The 15,829-nt window shown below is 40.9% G+C and carries 13 protein-coding genes; 7 read left to right on the top strand and 6 right to left on the bottom strand.

Annotated elements, in window-relative coordinates; genetic code table 11:
• On the top strand, positions 1–594 hold the full coding sequence (locus IGL36_RS13065; RefSeq protein ID WP_002398522.1) for a non-canonical purine NTP pyrophosphatase: 594 nt from the start codon (positions 1–3) through the stop codon (positions 592–594).
• The gene (gene folP / locus IGL36_RS13060; protein WP_002387594.1) at positions 587–1,378 is read left to right on the top strand and encodes a dihydropteroate synthase; all 792 of its coding nucleotides are present in this window, start codon (positions 587–589) and stop codon (positions 1,376–1,378) included. The genes IGL36_RS13065 and folP overlap by 8 nt, the downstream gene beginning before the upstream one ends.
• An 887-nt stretch (positions 1,379–2,265) precedes the next feature.
• Here the strand turns inward: folP and IGL36_RS13055 are convergent.
• The 6 genes from IGL36_RS13055 to IGL36_RS13030 all read right to left on the bottom strand — a co-directional run bounded on the left by IGL36_RS13055 (position 2,266) and on the right by IGL36_RS13030 (position 7,662).
• On the bottom strand, positions 2,266–2,631 hold the full coding sequence (locus tag IGL36_RS13055; protein ID WP_002370162.1) for a type II toxin-antitoxin system PemK/MazF family toxin: 366 nt from the start codon (positions 2,629–2,631) through the stop codon (positions 2,266–2,268).
• The gene (mazE, locus tag IGL36_RS13050; RefSeq protein WP_002385128.1) at positions 2,621–2,866 is read right to left on the bottom strand and encodes a type II toxin-antitoxin system PemI/MazE family antitoxin; all 246 of its coding nucleotides are present in this window, start codon (positions 2,864–2,866) and stop codon (positions 2,621–2,623) included. Before mazE ends, IGL36_RS13055 begins: the two co-directional genes overlap by 11 nt.
• Before the next feature lie 305 nt (positions 2,867–3,171).
• A complete protein-coding gene (locus IGL36_RS13045) occupies positions 3,172–4,158 on the bottom strand; it encodes a polyprenyl synthetase family protein (RefSeq protein WP_002383156.1) in 987 nt (328 codons plus the stop codon).
• 37 nt (positions 4,159–4,195) lie between these two features.
• Positions 4,196–4,753 carry a Gx transporter family protein gene (locus IGL36_RS13040; RefSeq protein ID WP_002354743.1) on the bottom strand — a complete coding sequence of 186 codons (558 nt, stop codon included), beginning with the start codon at positions 4,751–4,753 and terminating at the stop codon, positions 4,196–4,198.
• An 11-nt stretch (positions 4,754–4,764) separates the two neighbouring features.
• Positions 4,765–5,187: a NusG domain II-containing protein gene (locus IGL36_RS13035; RefSeq protein ID WP_002354745.1), complete on the bottom strand. Its 423-nt coding sequence runs from the start codon at positions 5,185–5,187 to the stop codon at positions 4,765–4,767.
• A 528-nt stretch (positions 5,188–5,715) separates the two neighbouring features.
• Complete coding sequence (locus IGL36_RS13030; protein WP_002354747.1) at positions 5,716–7,662, bottom strand: NAD(P)/FAD-dependent oxidoreductase; 1,947 nt, start codon at positions 7,660–7,662, stop codon at positions 5,716–5,718.
• A 277-nt stretch (positions 7,663–7,939) separates the two neighbouring features.
• Here IGL36_RS13030 and pplA point away from each other — a divergent pair, with 277 nt between their 5' ends.
• The 5 genes from pplA to IGL36_RS13005 all read left to right on the top strand — a co-directional run bounded on the left by pplA (position 7,940) and on the right by IGL36_RS13005 (position 15,753).
• Positions 7,940–8,869 carry an extracellular electron transfer flavoprotein PplA gene (gene pplA, locus IGL36_RS13025; RefSeq protein WP_002381005.1) on the top strand — a complete coding sequence of 310 codons (930 nt, stop codon included), beginning with the start codon at positions 7,940–7,942 and terminating at the stop codon, positions 8,867–8,869.
• Positions 8,870–9,124: 255 nt separating this feature from the next.
• Entirely contained in the window at positions 9,125–10,192 is a 1,068-nt protein-coding gene (locus IGL36_RS13020; RefSeq protein ID WP_002354751.1) for an FAD:protein FMN transferase, read from the top strand.
• Between the two features lie 13 nt (positions 10,193–10,205).
• Positions 10,206–11,153: a 1,4-dihydroxy-2-naphthoate polyprenyltransferase gene (menA, locus tag IGL36_RS13015; protein ID WP_002398519.1), complete on the top strand. Its 948-nt coding sequence runs from the start codon at positions 10,206–10,208 to the stop codon at positions 11,151–11,153.
• 387 nt (positions 11,154–11,540) lie between these two features.
• Complete coding sequence (locus IGL36_RS13010) at positions 11,541–11,903, top strand: LPXTG cell wall anchor domain-containing protein (RefSeq protein WP_002398518.1); 363 nt, start codon at positions 11,541–11,543, stop codon at positions 11,901–11,903.
• The gene (locus IGL36_RS13005) at positions 11,890–15,753 is read left to right on the top strand and encodes a WxL domain-containing protein (RefSeq protein ID WP_010716763.1); all 3,864 of its coding nucleotides are present in this window, start codon (positions 11,890–11,892) and stop codon (positions 15,751–15,753) included. Before IGL36_RS13010 ends, IGL36_RS13005 begins: the two co-directional genes overlap by 14 nt.
• Positions 15,754–15,829 lie beyond the last annotated feature (76 nt).

The following is a 15,829-nucleotide window of genomic DNA, read 5'->3' as shown; positions in this document are numbered from 1 at the left end:
ATGGAAATCATTGTTGGCACGAATAACCAAGGTAAGTTAAAAGAAATGCAATCAGGACTTAAGGGCCCCGCTATTCAACTTGTCTCTTATCGAAAGTATACAACCAGTCAAGAACAACCTGCAGAAACTGGCACTACGTATGCTGAAAATGCTTATCTAAAAGCTCGCTTTTTCCAACAATTAATTGGCCGCCCAGTGTTAGGTGATGATGGCGGCTTAACGTTAACTGCTTTTCCTGATTTATTAGGTATTCATACAAGCCGCTTTTTCCATTCAGCCAATTCGGAAGAACAGAACCGCGAACTGTTGCACTTATTTGAAGGGCAACAGTCGACCCGAGAGTTAACCTTATCAGCCACGTTGGTCTATGTACTCGATGACGACAAACTGTTGCAAACGGAAGCCACTTTGACTGGTGAATTAGTTGAACCGCGCGGTACAGGCGGTTATGGCTTTGATCCGATTATTTATTTACCAGACCGAGGCAAAACCTTAGCGGAGTTGTCCACGAGTGAACGAATGAAGATAAGTCCTAGAATGCGGGCTTTACGAAAGATGATTCAGCAGATAAAGGAGCAATGTGACAATGATTGATTTAAAAAAGAATTACCAAATTATGGGGATTGTCAACACGACCCCCGACTCTTTTTCTGATGGCGGTAGCTACACAACGGTCGACGTGGCCTATCAACATGCGCTTCATCTACTAGAAGCGGGGGCCGATATTTTAGACATTGGCGGCCAATCCACACGTCCTGGCTACGAAGAAGTTTCTCCACAAGTTGAGGCAGACCGAGTATTACCGTTAATTAAAAAAATACGTGAGACTTCTCTAGCGCCGATTTCTGTGGATACCTACTATCCCGAAGTAGCAGAAGCCGCGATTCAAGCTGGCGCCACAATGATTAATGACATCAAAGGATTAGACACTCCGGGGATGGCAGAAGTCCTCGCACAATATCCTGAAGTCCAAGTTGTGATTATGCATTCTAGAAAACGCCAATCGCTTTCTTTAAAAGAAGAGTTGCACCAATTTTATACAGAAAAAATTGAACAATGCCAAAAATATGGGCTTTCCTTAGAAAAAATTTGTTTCGATCCAGGGATTGGCTTTCATAAAACTGTCGCAGAAAACCTTCAACTGTTAAAAGATCCTAACGCCTTTCGCTACCAAGATTATCCGTTACTGTACGGCGTTTCTCGCAAACGAACTATTGGCGCTTTAACGAACGAACCAGAACCAGCCAACCGTGATTTTGGCTCAGCCGCTGCTTCCTTGTATGCAGCACAACAAGGCGTAGAAATTTTACGTGTTCATAATGTCCAAGGCTTAAAACAAACATTTGATGTCTGGCGAGCATTGTCGGAGAAGGAGTAAAGGCGGAGCAATAGACTAAACAGACCGACCATCAAAAAAGATGGTCGGTCTGTTTAGTCTAAAAAATTTTAGTTGGCTGAATCGTTTTATCCCAGTAAACGGTGCACGATTTTTATTACAAAAGAAAGCGTATTCTAGGAAGGTACAAATGTGTTATACTACACAAGTAGGAAGTTTATGACGGTGGCAATTTCTCAAAAAAAGGGGGACTGCCAATGTTTTTGCTTGTTTGCTCTTTCCCTAGAAAGGAATAGTAGTGACTGTCTTTGAAGCATTGATGCTTGCGATTGCTTTCGCAACATTAATTGTCAAAATCAGTAATAAAAACGACAAAAAATAAACCCGTCATAACTTTTAGCGAAGATTGACGGGTTTATTAACCAATAAATTAAAGCTACCGTCTTAAACGGTCTACCCGAGAGCGTATGTCTAGTACGCTCTCTTCGTGTTTATTATAGCAAGTTGAAACGGAAAAGTCGAATAGTAAATAAAAAAGAAAGCGTATTCTAGGAAGGTACAAATGTGTTATACTACACAAGTAGGAAGTTTATGACGGTGGCAATTTCTCAAAAAAGGGGGACTGCCAATGTTTTTGCTTGTTTGCTCTTTCCCTAGAAAGGAATAGTAGTGACTGTCTTTGAAGCATTGATGCTTGCGATTGCTTTCGCAACATTAATTGTCAAAATCAGTAATAAAAACGACAAAAAATAAACCCGTCATAACCTTTAGCGAAGATTGACGGGTTTATTTATCCACAATTAAAGCTACCGTCTTAAACGGTCTACCCGAGAGCGTATATCTAGTACGCTCTCTTCGTGTTTATTATAGCAAGTTGAAACGGAAAAGTCGAATAGTAAATCATATATGCGTGTTCAGTTGAAGCCGAATTAAACAGCAAAAGAAAAGTTTTGTAAAAACTTTTGAGCAATTTCGTAAAATGTTTCTTCGTCTAACGTATCTACATATTTTATTCTGCGTTGTGCCTGTTCTGTATAGTCGAGTGAATAGACTTGGAGCGTATTCACTTTACTTACTGCATTATCGGAGGTATGAAGTTTTTCGCTATAAATAGGGACAAGAAAAGGACGTTCCTTATCCAACGAGGTTATTGGACAGACAATAACTAAATTTGTTGAAATATTGTAACTGTCTTTGCTCATTACGAGAGCAGGTCGTCGTTTTCTGATTTCATAACCTTTAGAAGGCGCAAAGTCGATAATAACAATATCTCTTTGAGTTGGTTTATAGCCCATCAACTTCTCCTCCGCTAGGTGAATAATCAATCGCTAATTCAGGAAGATAAAACTCTCCTTCAGCAGTATTTTCAAAAAAATCTTCTACTTTTGGAATCAATGCGATGGAGCCATTATTTTTGCGAAGAATAACAAATTCTTCCCCTTCTTTAACTCCTAAAGTAGCAGGAATTGTTATAACTAATGAGTTTCCTTGTTTTCTTGTTTTTGTTGATGTCATAGCTAACACCTCCATTTTTTAATTAGTATAACATGTATTCACTAGGTAATACAAATTAGAGATGGAATGAAGCAACAAAAGTAGTTAAGTTGTATAAGTAACAACATTAATTGTTAAAATCAGTAATAAAAACGACAAAAAATAAACCCGTCATAACCTTTAGCGAAGATTGACGGGTTTATTTCCGTATTAAAATCAAGCTACCGTCTTAAACGGTCTACCCGAGAGCGTATGTCTAGTACGCTCTCTTCGTATTTATTATAGCAAGGTATCACCTAAAAAGCTAGCCGCTAAATCCTCAATAGGATCCAGCGGCTTTTTTAATTTTCTCTTGTCAAAATCGTTTGTGTAATTTCATACAATTGTTCTTTCGCTTGGACCTTTGTTTCAGGAAGTTTGCTGATTTCTTTCAGCGCTTTTTCTGTGTAATGAGTGGCTAATTGTTGGGCCTTTTCTACGCCACCTAGTTCATGGACAAGACGATAAATTTCCTGTGTTTCTTCATCGGTCAAGGCTTCTTTTTTCATTAAAAGTGGCAACAAGACTTCACGATTGGCTTCAAGTGCATAAATCAATGGCAAAGAATACACGCCTTGACGTACGTCTTCTAAGACGGGTTTGCCGATAGCGTCAGCAGTTTGTGTATAGTCCAAAATGTCATCAATAATTTGAAAAGCCAGTCCGATATTTTCGCCGATTTCACCACAACGTTTAGCAAAACGTTGGGAGGTGCCACTTTCATAGGCACCGACAAAACAACTTAGCGCAAACAGTTCGGCAGTTTTCCCGGAAATGTTTTTTAAATATTGGTCAATCGTTACCTCGAAATTATAGCGATTGTCCATTTGACCAAGCTCACCAGTTAGGACTTTTTCCATACTGCGCGAATTTAATTGAATGCTTTTTAATGAAGAAGAATAATCAGATAAGAGCTTGAAACAGCAAACAAAAAGATAATCGCCTGTATACACGGCTGTGCTATTTCCAAAGCGCGAACGCAATGTTGGCAAGCCACGACGCGTATCGGCTTCATCGACAATATCGTCGTGAACTAACGTGGCGGTATGCAGTAATTCAATGGAAGCCGCTAACGCTGTCGCCTTTTTAGGGTCCCGCTGCTCACCAAAATAAGAGAACAACAGTTGGTAGGCTGGACGTAGCAATTTGCCGCCAGAATGAATCATGTCATGGACAGCAGCTTGAATCTCTTGATTATCGATTTGAACCGCTTGTTCCATCAAGCGAAGAGTAGTTGTTAATTCTTTTGATAACGTAGGATAGGTATTCCACATAGGATGTATATTCATAAGATGACTCCTTTAATTGTGGCGGACAGGTTTTCAATTAGAAAAATTGACTCCACTTATGTTTCGTTGTTTGTTCATAATTCAGTTGGAATTTTCGTAACGTCTGGACATGTTGTAGTAAATAGTTAGCGGCAATCCCAATGGCAATCCCTGAGAGTAACCCAAACAGAGATAGAAATGGTAAGTACAGCATCGGCGCCCACGAATGAGCAAAGAAAGAGGTCGTTAGCAACTGACCAACGTTGTGTAAGAAACCACCAACGGCACTAATCCCGATAATGCTGACCCGCTTTGGCCCCAGCTGCTTGACAAGCAACATGCCGAAATAACTTAATAAGGCACCACTGGCACTATAGAAAAAGGTCGAAAGTGTGCCGCCCAGTAATGTCGTTAAAATCAAACGTAAACAGACTAGGAAAAAACTATCACGCTTACGCATGGTGAAAATCGCAATAATGGTAATTAAATTTGCTAGACCGAGCTTTGCCCCAGGAGCAAATGCGAAAGGGTAAGGAATCATATTTTCGATTAAACCAATAATGACCCCTTGGGCAACGAGCATAGCAATATAAATATTCTTGTGTAATTTGCTCATAGTTGTCGTGCTTAATAAATTAAGCTACCGTCTTCACTCCCATCAGAAGCTTCCACGGTGATAAACAAATTGTGGGGTAGACAGGCAATCGGGGTTTCACCAGGTTTGGAAATCCAGCCTCGTCGAACGTCCACTAAGTCAGCACAGTTGGCTTCCTTCACGCGGATACGATCACCATCTACTTCAATCAGGTTGTAATCACCGTCTTTTGCTTCGTATTTATATGTATAATGCGGGCCGTCCTTTTTTAAGTCAAAGACTTTGATTACTTTGTTGTCTACTTTCAAGACTGCTTGATACGTAGCCGCTTCTTGACCACGGTTTTGCATGGCAAAAACAACAAGGGGCAGAAAAGAACCAAGAACTAAAATAGCAATAATAATAACGTCCCATGTTTTCAAGCGACTTTTCTTAATGAATTCTTTGATCGTCATTTTCTTCTCTCTCCTTTGGTGTTTTTTTCTTGTCTATCATAACACAGTGAACGAGCTTGGAACAAAAATTATTTTGAATTTTTGTTCCAAGCTCAAAAACTGATAAACGGCGGGAACAGAACCAACACTACGCGTTGCTCCGATCTCAACAACTTCTAAGAGCTAAAGCTCTAAGAGTTGAAGGTCCTTCGGAAATAAGCCGAAATTGTTGAGAATCACGAAGAACGTAGTGATTCGATGATGAACAATACCTACTTGGTCTCCAAAAATTAAAGAGCACCGGGTAGGTATCATGCAACATCAACTCGTTCCTCGTTGTATTTTATGACAATTTTCGGAAATTTCTTCTTATTTCTCGGAGCTAAACGATTCTGTCCCGACCTCAGTTGAGCCACCATATTATATAAAAGAAAATATGTGGGACAAAAGTCATGCTTGACTGCTGTCCCACATACTAAATCCTATGATAGTCAGCTGGAGACATGTGTCTCAGCTTTTGCTCGTAGTTGTCAATCGATGATTGATTGCTTACTTACCGCCGTATCTAGCTTTCGGGGTACCATACCACGCTTTACCAAGTTTGCGTTGAATCCATGGAATTACCCAGCGGTCTAAACCGACAGCACGGCCTGAACCGTTCATCAAAGCAAAAGCGACAAAGATAAACCAGATATTTACCCAATAGAACATGCCAGATAAACAGAAGGCAATTGTTAAACCAATTGTAGCAGCACTTGATAACCAAGTGAATAAACCAGCAATCAATGCTAAAGCAATACATACTTCAACGATTGTCATGAATTTTTGCATGAACAAAGCAACTTCTTGGTTTGGCATCATAAATTTCATTACGCTTTCGAACCATTTAGGCATGTGATCAAACACTTGCATTGGTGTTTCGCCGTAAGCGTAGCTTAAACCAAAGTGCGCTGCTTGTGTTGCCGCATCGGCACCACCGCTTGCCGCCGCATCCGCCGCACCACTTGCAGCAGTTGTTGCTGTTTCAGTTGCTTGAGAAGCACCTGTTGTTACTTGTTCTTGTAACCAAGGGAATGGGAAAACGACTTTATCTGTGAACCAAGAACCGTCACCAAACCAAGTGCTTGGTTTCAAGTAATCGCCGTTGCCGACAATTTTCTTCATTGATTCGACTAACCAAACCATACCATAGAAGACACGTAGCGGAACACTCCACAAGACATTGCCGTAACGTGACGTATGTCCGCGAGCAACAGAACGATCATCTTTAATATGGAAGATTTCGTGCATAATGTATTGGAACATATAGTAACCAGAACGAATATCAAAGAAGTATTTCAAGTTAACGATATGTTTCATAATGATGGCTAAGAAACCACTCAAATGAATTTTATCGAATAAGTTGGCAACGCCCCATTTCGCGCCGATGGAAACCATGAATCCTTGGTAGTTTCCTTTAAAGGCGTGTTTTTCGCCGCCTTTAATATCTGCAACGATGTTGGCAGCCGCAGTATGACCTGTTTGTTCAGCTGCTTGAACGATTTGAGGAGTTGGTGTATTTGGTGTTTCTTCATAATAAACCAAGTCACCAATGATATAAATGTTTTTGTCTTCGTAGCCTTTTGCTTGCATGTATTCATTCGCAACTAAACGACTACCACGGGCTGCTTCTAAACCAAAGTCAGCGGCATCAGAAGTTGCTTTCACACCAGCTGTCCAGATTAACGTATGCGTTGGTACTTCAGAACCATCTTTTAATTTAATGTGATCTGCTGCAACTTCAACGATTGGTGAGTTCAATAATAATTGAACATTTTTCTTTTCTAGATAACGTTCTGCTTTGGCAGCATCGTTACGAGATAACATGTTTAAGATGGTTGGCATTGCTTCAACAACCATTAATGTAATTTCGTCTGGATCAATTTTGGCATCTTTCGCTAAACGATCTTTCCAGTCGATTAATTCGCCGACCATTTCGATCCCAGTAAAACCAGAACCACAGACAACGAATGTTAACATTGCTTTGCGTACTTCAGCATCTGGTTCGATGGCTGCTTTAGCAACGGTTGCTTCAATGTGATGACGAATTTTCACTGCATCATCAAATGACCATAAGGTGAAACCATTTTCTTTCACGCCTGGTGTTCCAAAGTCGTTCGGTTCGCCACCCATACCCAGAATTAACTGGTCAAATGGATAAGAACCTGCTAAAGTTTTCACAACTTTGTTTTCTTTGTCGATTCCAGTAACAGTATCTGTTACCAATTTTACGTTTTTCTTGCGTGAGAACAAACGTTGTAAGTCGTATTGAATTGCTTCTGGTTCAACACGTCCGCCTGCTACTTCATGCAATTCGGTCATCATAGTGTGGTAAGAATGGCGATCAATCAATGTGATTGTTACGTCCGTATCTTTTTTAAATTTCTTTGCTAGAAATTTAGTAGCTGAAACGCCAGCATACCCAGCACCTACAACGACAATATTTTGCTTTGTCATTGACAATCCGCTCCTTAATATTGTAAGTAGTAAAATAGTGATAATGATTAATAAGTACACAATCGACTAACATTATATAAGTATTTCACGAATTTGTCTAATATAAATTTTAATTGTCAACAAATTTACTCCAACGATGAGTTTTTGATGAAAAAAAGACCGAAATGTAAATATTTTTAGGGGATGGTCTTGACAACGTTTTTAAAACCATTATAATGTGTAATGTATCACAAACTTTTGATGTTTGTGAAAATCATGAAAGAAAAGGTGACTATCAATGAAAGTGAATAAATTTGTTAAAGGTTTTGCGGCAATTGCATTATTTAGTTTAGTATTAGCAGGCTGTGGCGCAGACAAGAAAGACAACACAACGAACTCTTCTAGCGCAGCATCTTCAGAAACGAAAAAATCAACTGAATCATCAGCACCAGCGAAAAAAGTTGCCGGTGGCGATTTAAAAGATGGTACGTATAAATTAGAAGAAAAAAATGAAAAAAATGGTTACCGTGCAGTCTTTGAAATGACTGTAAAAGACGGCAAAATCACTGAATCTAAATATGACAACATCAATGCTGACGGCAAATCTAAAACAGAAGACACTAAGTATGAAGAAAGCATGAAAGCAAAATCTGGTGTTGGACCAAAAGAATACATCAAACAATTAAACGATTCTTTTGTTAAAGCACAAAGCGCAAGCGGTGTGGAAGTAGTAACTGGTGCGACTCATTCATCTGAATCATTCCAAAACTACGCACAACAATTAATCCAAGCAGCACAAGCTGGTAACACAGACACAATCGAAATCGACAATGGCGCAGCATTGAAAGATGGTACGTACTCATTGAAAGAAAAAAATGACTCAAACGGCTACCACACAACATTCTCAATGACTGTGAAAGATGGTAAAGTGACTGAATCTAACTACGATAACGTGAACGCTGACGGCAAATCTAAAAAAGATGACACTGAATACGAAAGCAAAATGAAAGACGTTGCTGGCGTTGGACCAAAAGAATATATCGAAACATTAAACAAAGAATTTGTTAAAGCAATGGGCGAAGAAGACGGCTCACCTGCAGGTGTTGAAGTGGTAACTGGTGCAACACACAGCACACATTCATTCATCAACTACGCACAACAATTAGTGAACGCTGCTGAAAAAGGCGACACAACTGAAATCGTTGTTGACAACATCGTAACAAAATAAGTAATAATAAATTGAATCGTGAAGTAGTTCCTGAAACGCTTTTCAGCAATTACTTGACACCATTGAGGGGTTGGGAAAAAGTCGGTTGGCTGACTTTCCCGCCCCTTTTTCTTCGCTAGTTCTGTCCATCATTTCACAAATTTTTTCACAGAAATTTGTGAATTTCCAAGAGAAAGACTTTTCATTTTTTCCAAAAAAGGCTACTATGCAAGAGAACTTATTTTTTAATTAAAGAAGGAAAGAAGAGGGAATCCTATGAAAAAGAAACTTCTGCTCATGGTGAGTGTTCTAGCAGTGCTGTTTGTGGCAGCTGCTTGTTCCTCAAAACCAGAAGCGAAAATTAATACAGAACCATACTCTGACCGTCAAACAATGCTTGGTACCTACGTTCAAATTCGCATCTACGATGATGGCAAAGAAGACGTCTTACCGAAAGCCTTTGCCCGTGTCAAAGAACTAGGCGATAAAATCACCGTCAACCAACCAGGTTCAGAAATTGATGAAATCAACCAAGAAGCAGGCGTAAAACCAGTCAAAGTCTCAGATGACCTGTATCCTTTGTTGAAAAAAGCCTATGAATACAGCAAAGACTCCCGCGGCGGCTTCGACATGGCGATTGGCCCAATCACCTCTATGTGGCACATTGGCTTCGATGATGCCCGCAAACCAAGCCAAGCCGAAATTGATCAAGCCTTGAAACTTGTCGATTACACGAAAGTCAAATTCAACGACAAAGAGCAAACCGTTTACCTTGAAGAAAAAGGCATGCAACTAGATTTAGGCGCAATTGCCAAAGGCTTCATCACCGATGAAGTTGTGAAAGTTCTGAAAGACAACGGCGTTACCACCGCTATTGTCGATTTAGGTGGGAATGTTTACGTCTTAGGACACAGCCCGCGTGGCAAAGACATGGACTGGACAGTCGGCATTCAAGACCCGAATAAAGCCCGCAACACTGTTTTAGGTCAAGTCAAAGAAAGCAACAAAACCTTAGTCACATCAGGAATTTATGAACGCTACTTAAAAGTCGATGGCAAAACGTACCACCATCTCTTCGATCGTGAAACCGGCTATCCGTTTGATAACGACATCGCAGGTGTCACCATTATCACCGACAAATCCATCGATGGTGATGGTCTCTCAACAGCCGTCTTCTCAATGGGCGTCAAAAAAGGACTAGAATATGTCGAAAGTCTGAAAGGAACCGATGCCATTTTCGTCACAAAAGACGACAAAGTCTACATCAGCAAAGATATCGAAGGCAACTTTGAAATCGGCAAAGACTCTGGCTATACGATGGGTAATCGGGCCGATTTGAAATAAGGAGCGACTAAAAATGTCTTTAAATGTGTTTTTAAAAGTAGTGGAAATTCAGACGAAGCTAGCCAGTCTCTTTCCCTTTATTATCGGGGTCTTGTTTTCAATGACCTATTTTGGGGAAGTTCAGTGGGGCAACACGCTGGTTTTCTTCATTGGCATGGTGGTCTTTGATATGGCCACCACCGCCATTAATAATTACATGGACTTCAAAAAAGCCAAATCGGACGTCTATAAATATGAAGAAAATATTATCGGACAATCAGGCGTTTCACCACAACTGGTCCGCAACATGATTTTCGCCATGATTGCCTTCACTGCCGTTGTGGGTGCTTACTTAACGGTTCAAACAGGCTGGCTCTTCCTCGTATTAGGCGGGATTTGCTGCTTCATTGGTATTTTCTACACGTATGGACCGATTCCGTTATCCCGCATGCCCTTGGGGGAAATTTTCAGTGGCTTCACGATGGGCTTAGGCATCTTCGTCTTAACCGTTTACTTGAACGTGGTTAACCAGCCGCCGTTTTACTTAACGGTTGATTTCGCCAGTGGCGCCTTTCGCTTAGACGGCAATCTCTGGGCGGTGCTTGCGATTGTCGTGGCGTCCTTGCCCTTGGTCTGTTCGATTGCTAACATCATGCTCGCCAACAATTTACGGGACTTAGACACGGATATTGAGAACCATCGTTATACGTTAGTCTATTACATCGGGCGCCCAGCAGGGATTGTGCTGTTTCAAGTGTTAGCGTTAGCTGGCTATCTGGTGATTTTATTCGGCTTCATTAGTGGTATTTATCAATGGCCTGTGTTAATCACGTTTGCCACTCTGCCTGTCATTTGGAAAAATATTCAAACGTTTAAACAAGAATTGCCGCAGCCGAAAAGTTTCCGTCATTCCATTAAGAACTTAATGGTTTTCAATGGCACCTATGCCTTAGGGCTATTCATTAGCGCCTTACTTGGTTAGTCTTGCGGAAAAATCGTGGGCTGGGCGAAAAAAATACTGTTTTTTTTCAGAGGCCTGCGTCAAAACAATCAAACAAAGCTCAAAATGTTAGTATTCGTTGCTAACATTTTGAGCTTTTCTTGTTAAAAAGAGCGGAATCTTAAAATTTTGTCAGGGGATTTTGGTAAAAATTTGCCGAAATCGCCCTTTTTTTGAGCCGATTATTAAATAACAGCTGTTGTAACCCTTGTCAGAATAGGAACCTTCAAAATTTTCGCATGGGGTGCGAAAAAATCGTCAATTTCTGCTGGGGGTTTCTTTGTTATTATAGAGGAGTAACAAAAGGTTGTTTCGTCTTTCTTGTGTAAAAGGGCAAGAAAGGCTAGCGAGTTAAAAGGAGGTTTTTCAATGAAAAAAAAGCGTTATTTAATGATTGTGTGTCTACTATCTTCTCCTAGTTTTTTTATAAATGTTGAAGCGTCTGATGGTGGTTCTAGTTCGGTGGGGATTGAATTTTACCAAAATCCGACAACACCCGCTCCTAAAGATCCCCCACCGAAAACAGATGCGCCAGCTGCTGATCCCAAGGAACCAGCTGGTCCTCCGCAAGGAGATCAACGAAGTGGTGGTTCGACACAGACCACCACAACTGGCTCGCAGCTCCCTCGTACAGGGAGCAAGAGTCAGGCAAATTTGAACATTCTCGGCTTCGCCTTAATCGGTTTGGCGGGAATCGTACATAGAAAGAAGGGACGACATGAAGCAAACTAAGTGGCAACGATTAGCAACCATTGGCTTGTGTAGTTCTTTAGTAATTAACGCCTTTTCTGGTGTGACGGCAGTTGCGGAAACCGTGACGATTGAAAGTAGTCCGACTGCCGAAAGTAGTGCCAAGGAAGAGACACAAGCCAGTAGCGTGAAGGAAGAAACAACGAAAGCCAGCACGGAAAATAGTCAAGTAACGACTGACACGAGTCAGGAAGAAGAAACGAAAGAAGCGGAGAAACAAGCAGAAACAGAAGTAAAAGAAGCGCAGAAATCTATAGAGGAGAGTAATCTGGGCTTATCAGAAAGTCCTGTTATAGAACCTAGAGTAATTACTCCCAAAGCAAGTATAAGTCTTCCTCAAACAACTCTTAATTGGGCAGTAATTGATGAAATGGGCAATAGTGTTCCTTTAGATACACCAATTAGTGGGAATAGATATTCAGGTCAGTTCGGGAAGCATGTCAATCATGGTGGTGTTAACTCTACACCATATTCAACAAGTTATGCAGGAAAAACGATTCACTTTAATCGATTGGTGGTACCAGGACTTGTGTTTAGTGATACATCAGAAGCATATATTTATGGGTTAAGAGTCTTGAGAGTCACATTACCTAGAATGTATCAAGGGCTAACGTTTCAGAGAACAGCAGGAAGCTTGCCACTAACTTATGCGACAGTTTATGGAAATAATGGACAGACACTTCAAACTCGTGTGATTATGAATGAGGCTCTTGTTTTAACTACTGGAAATACCTATGGTGTACGTGAAACAGGTGGATTAGGAAATATTTCTGTAAAATTTAGTGGTGCCCATCTATTTCTGGGTGCTTGGTCGACACCAAGTGTTCCAAGTAATTATTCGTTTTCGGTATATACTCCAGTGACTCCAACTAATAATATGAATATTTCTTATTTGTATACTCAAAGGCGCAAAGTCACCGAAAAGTTCGTAGATGCGAACGGCGTAGCCATTACACCGCCAACAGGGTTTACCCAAAATAGGAAAACACCAATGACTAGCAATGCTTTCACCTTCAAACAAGCAGGCACCTTACCAGACACCTATACGACAGGTGGTAAGACCTACAAGTTCAAAGGCTGGTACAAAGGGAAAACCAAGCCAAGTACCTTGACCACGACGAAAGCACCAAGTTATAAAGTGACGTATGATGGGAATGATGACTTGAATGTGGTGTATGAGGAAACAAACTTCCCAGCAGTCACGTATCAATTTGGTTTTGTGAACGAAGCAGGACAATTAGTGAATCCTGCTGATATTAAGATTACGTATGATTATAAGAGTGTTGATTATAGAAGAGCAACTAGCGCTTTTTCTTACGGCACAATTGCCGACAATCAAAGCGCACCAACAGTGGGCAACTTAAAAAATGTGTCATTTCCTGAGACATATATAGCTCGTCCTACTGAGGGAGGCTGGAATGGAGAGGCGTATTCTAATTTCTCAATTAAACTGCCAAGATACTATCAATCGTTAAATCTTTATGATAAGACGAACAAAATCAATCCAAACTATCCGTTACCAGTAATCACTCAGAACTATAGCGCTTCAGATAATGTGGTTCTGTCTGAAACAGCGGCAATTTCTTTGTTAACAGCAACACAGAGACCAGATCAGAGCTATACACCAAAAGAGCAGGTTTCGGGGGAGGGAAGATACCCAACCCTTTTACGTAGACTTATTAGCAGTATCGATGTGGCTTCTGGGAGTGCAACCTATCAAACGTTAAGCGGTCCAGTTTACTATCACTTAACCAACCGCAAAGTCACCGAAAACTTTGTAGACACAAGCGGTGCCAAAATCACACCGCCAACAGGCTTCACCCAAGGCAAACAAACGGCGATTACCAGTGACCCATACACCTTCAAACAAGCAGGCACCTTACCAGACACCTATACAACAGGCGGTAAGACCTACAAGTTCAAAGGCTGGTACAGAGGTAAAACCAAACCAAGCACCTTGACTACTACGAAAGCGCCAAGTTATGGGGTGACGTATGACGGGAATGATGACTTGAATGTGGTGTATGAGGAAGAAACAGTTACGACCTTTTATCCATCAGTCAATATGAACTTTGTGAATGAAAAAGGTGGTGCTTTCACACCGGCGTTAACCTTTAGTGGTAAGTATTATGTACGAAGAAATAGTGACAACGTAATTACCAATTTATATGACGTGACCTCAAAAAGTAAGGGTAATGGACAATACACGGTAAGTATTAACAATGGGAGTGTCCCATTATCCCAAGAGTTATTTAGAAAGTATACGAATGGCTATCTGCCAATGGTTCCAAACTCACTTGCTTTTAGGCTAGACAAGTTAGCAATTGATCAACAGTTAAAATATGTTGATAGCATTCAAGTAGAAGCTGCTCAAAGTAGCGGTTTGAATGTGTATGGCTATGACTATACAAATAGTAGCTCAACGATAATCGATTCGAGTGTAGCGCCTACGGTAAGTAATCTGTCTACAGCAGATATTAATGGACTAAATTTTAAGACAGATGGAACCAATTTTTCCAATACTAGTTTTAGATTTTTGGGCATGACCATAGGCAGTAGTATGAATGCTAATGGAAGTTATCTTTTTTTTACGAACCTTTTCAGTAATAATCCGACCAATGATGCGAAGTTAGTCTACAAAGTCACACGAAAACAAGTCACCGAAAACTTCGTGGATGTCAACGGTGCCAAAATCACCGCACCAACAGGCTTCACCCAAGGTAACCAAGTACCAATGAACAGTAACACCTTCAAGTACACAGCTGCAAAAGCTTTACCAGCGACGTATACTGCAGGTGGCAAGACCTATACTTTCCAAGGGTGGTACAAAGGGAAAACCAAGCCAAGTACGTTGAACAAAACCACAACACCAACGTTCAATGCCACTTTTGATGGCAATGATGATATGACCGCCATGTATAAGGAAGAAATACCAACGGCTAGTGTCACATTAACTCGACCAAAAGAAGTGATCGATACGAATACCAATGTAATCTGGACAACAACGATCACGAATACCAGCAAAGCACCCTTACAGAATCTCACCTTGAAAAAAGGTCCCAATTGGTCAGCTGGTCTGACGATCCCGACCTTCATGGAAGTGACACCAGAAGGAGAAACGACAAAATCAATCCCAGTAAATAGTACACTTTGGACAAATGGGGTTTCTTTACCAAATGCCGTTCCTATCGGCAAAAAAGTTTCAGTTGCTTTCACAACTCGCGCAACAGGGAAACCAAACACTGTTTTGAAAGCAGAAGTTGTAGTATTTGGTGGTATTAAAGATCGTGCAGTGGATAACTTCGTGAGAATTCGTCCAAATGATCAAGAAGTAGTCACACCAACGACCGAAGGCTTCATCAGTGTGCCAACCTTCGACTTCGGCCAAGTGGGCGTTGCAGGAAGTAAACAACAACACAGCTTGAAACAAGCCGCGGATTACTACGGTAACGGCACACGGAATCCGTATCTGCGGATTAAGAAAACGCAACCGAATTGGAGCTTAACGGCGCAACTGTCGCAACCGAAATCAGCGACAGACAGCTTACCTACAGCGACCCGCTTATTATTAGGGGCGGCGCCTGTCTCTAGCTTCACCAATTACAATCAACCAACCGAGTTGAAAAATGCGGTTGGTACCACGAGTGCCATTAGCTTAACAGCCAACAACACGGCAACGAGTATTATTGCCAACAAGCAATTCACAGGTAGTAATGTTTACCAGTTGGACTTCACCTTCAATAATGTCAAACTTGAAGTGCCAGCCAATCAAGGTGTTAAAGGGCAGCAATACAAGGCCGCAGTTACATGGAACCTAGTTACAGGTCCTTAAAATAGTTAAGTTATCGTGAGAAAAGCTCAAAATGTTAGTGGTTATCACTAACATTTTGAGCTTTTTGGTTTAAATA

Origin of the sequence: Enterococcus sp. AZ011 (assembly GCF_050548355.1) — a bacterium.
Classification (GTDB): Bacteria; Bacillota; Bacilli; order Lactobacillales; family Enterococcaceae; genus Enterococcus; species Enterococcus faecalis.
Note: the sequence above shows the minus strand (reverse complement) of the source record. Positions and strands in the feature narration are given on the sequence as shown.

Excerpts from the sequence above, each read along its gene's own strand:
- IGL36_RS13020 (WP_002354751.1), top strand. The coding sequence starts at position 9,125 with ATGAAAAAGAAACTTCTGCTCATGGTGAGTGTTCTAGCAGTGCTGTTT.
- IGL36_RS13065 (WP_002398522.1), top strand. The coding sequence starts at position 1 with ATGGAAATCATTGTTGGCACGAATAACCAAGGTAAGTTAAAAGAAATG.
- IGL36_RS13030 (WP_002354747.1), bottom strand. The coding sequence starts at position 7,662 with ATGACAAAGCAAAATATTGTCGTTGTAGGTGCTGGGTATGCTGGCGTT.
- pplA (WP_002381005.1), top strand. The coding sequence starts at position 7,940 with ATGAAAGTGAATAAATTTGTTAAAGGTTTTGCGGCAATTGCATTATTT.
- folP (WP_002387594.1), top strand. The coding sequence starts at position 587 with ATGATTGATTTAAAAAAGAATTACCAAATTATGGGGATTGTCAACACG.
- mazE (WP_002385128.1), bottom strand. The coding sequence starts at position 2,866 with ATGGAGGTGTTAGCTATGACATCAACAAAAACAAGAAAACAAGGAAAC.
- IGL36_RS13005 (WP_010716763.1), top strand. The coding sequence starts at position 11,890 with ATGAAGCAAACTAAGTGGCAACGATTAGCAACCATTGGCTTGTGTAGT.
- IGL36_RS13035 (WP_002354745.1), bottom strand. The coding sequence starts at position 5,187 with ATGACGATCAAAGAATTCATTAAGAAAAGTCGCTTGAAAACATGGGAC.
- IGL36_RS13045 (WP_002383156.1), bottom strand. The coding sequence starts at position 4,158 with ATGAATATACATCCTATGTGGAATACCTATCCTACGTTATCAAAAGAA.
- IGL36_RS13010 (WP_002398518.1), top strand. The coding sequence starts at position 11,541 with ATGAAAAAAAAGCGTTATTTAATGATTGTGTGTCTACTATCTTCTCCT.
- IGL36_RS13055 (WP_002370162.1), bottom strand. The coding sequence starts at position 2,631 with ATGGGCTATAAACCAACTCAAAGAGATATTGTTATTATCGACTTTGCG.
- menA (WP_002398519.1), top strand. The coding sequence starts at position 10,206 with ATGTCTTTAAATGTGTTTTTAAAAGTAGTGGAAATTCAGACGAAGCTA.
- IGL36_RS13040 (WP_002354743.1), bottom strand. The coding sequence starts at position 4,753 with ATGAGCAAATTACACAAGAATATTTATATTGCTATGCTCGTTGCCCAA.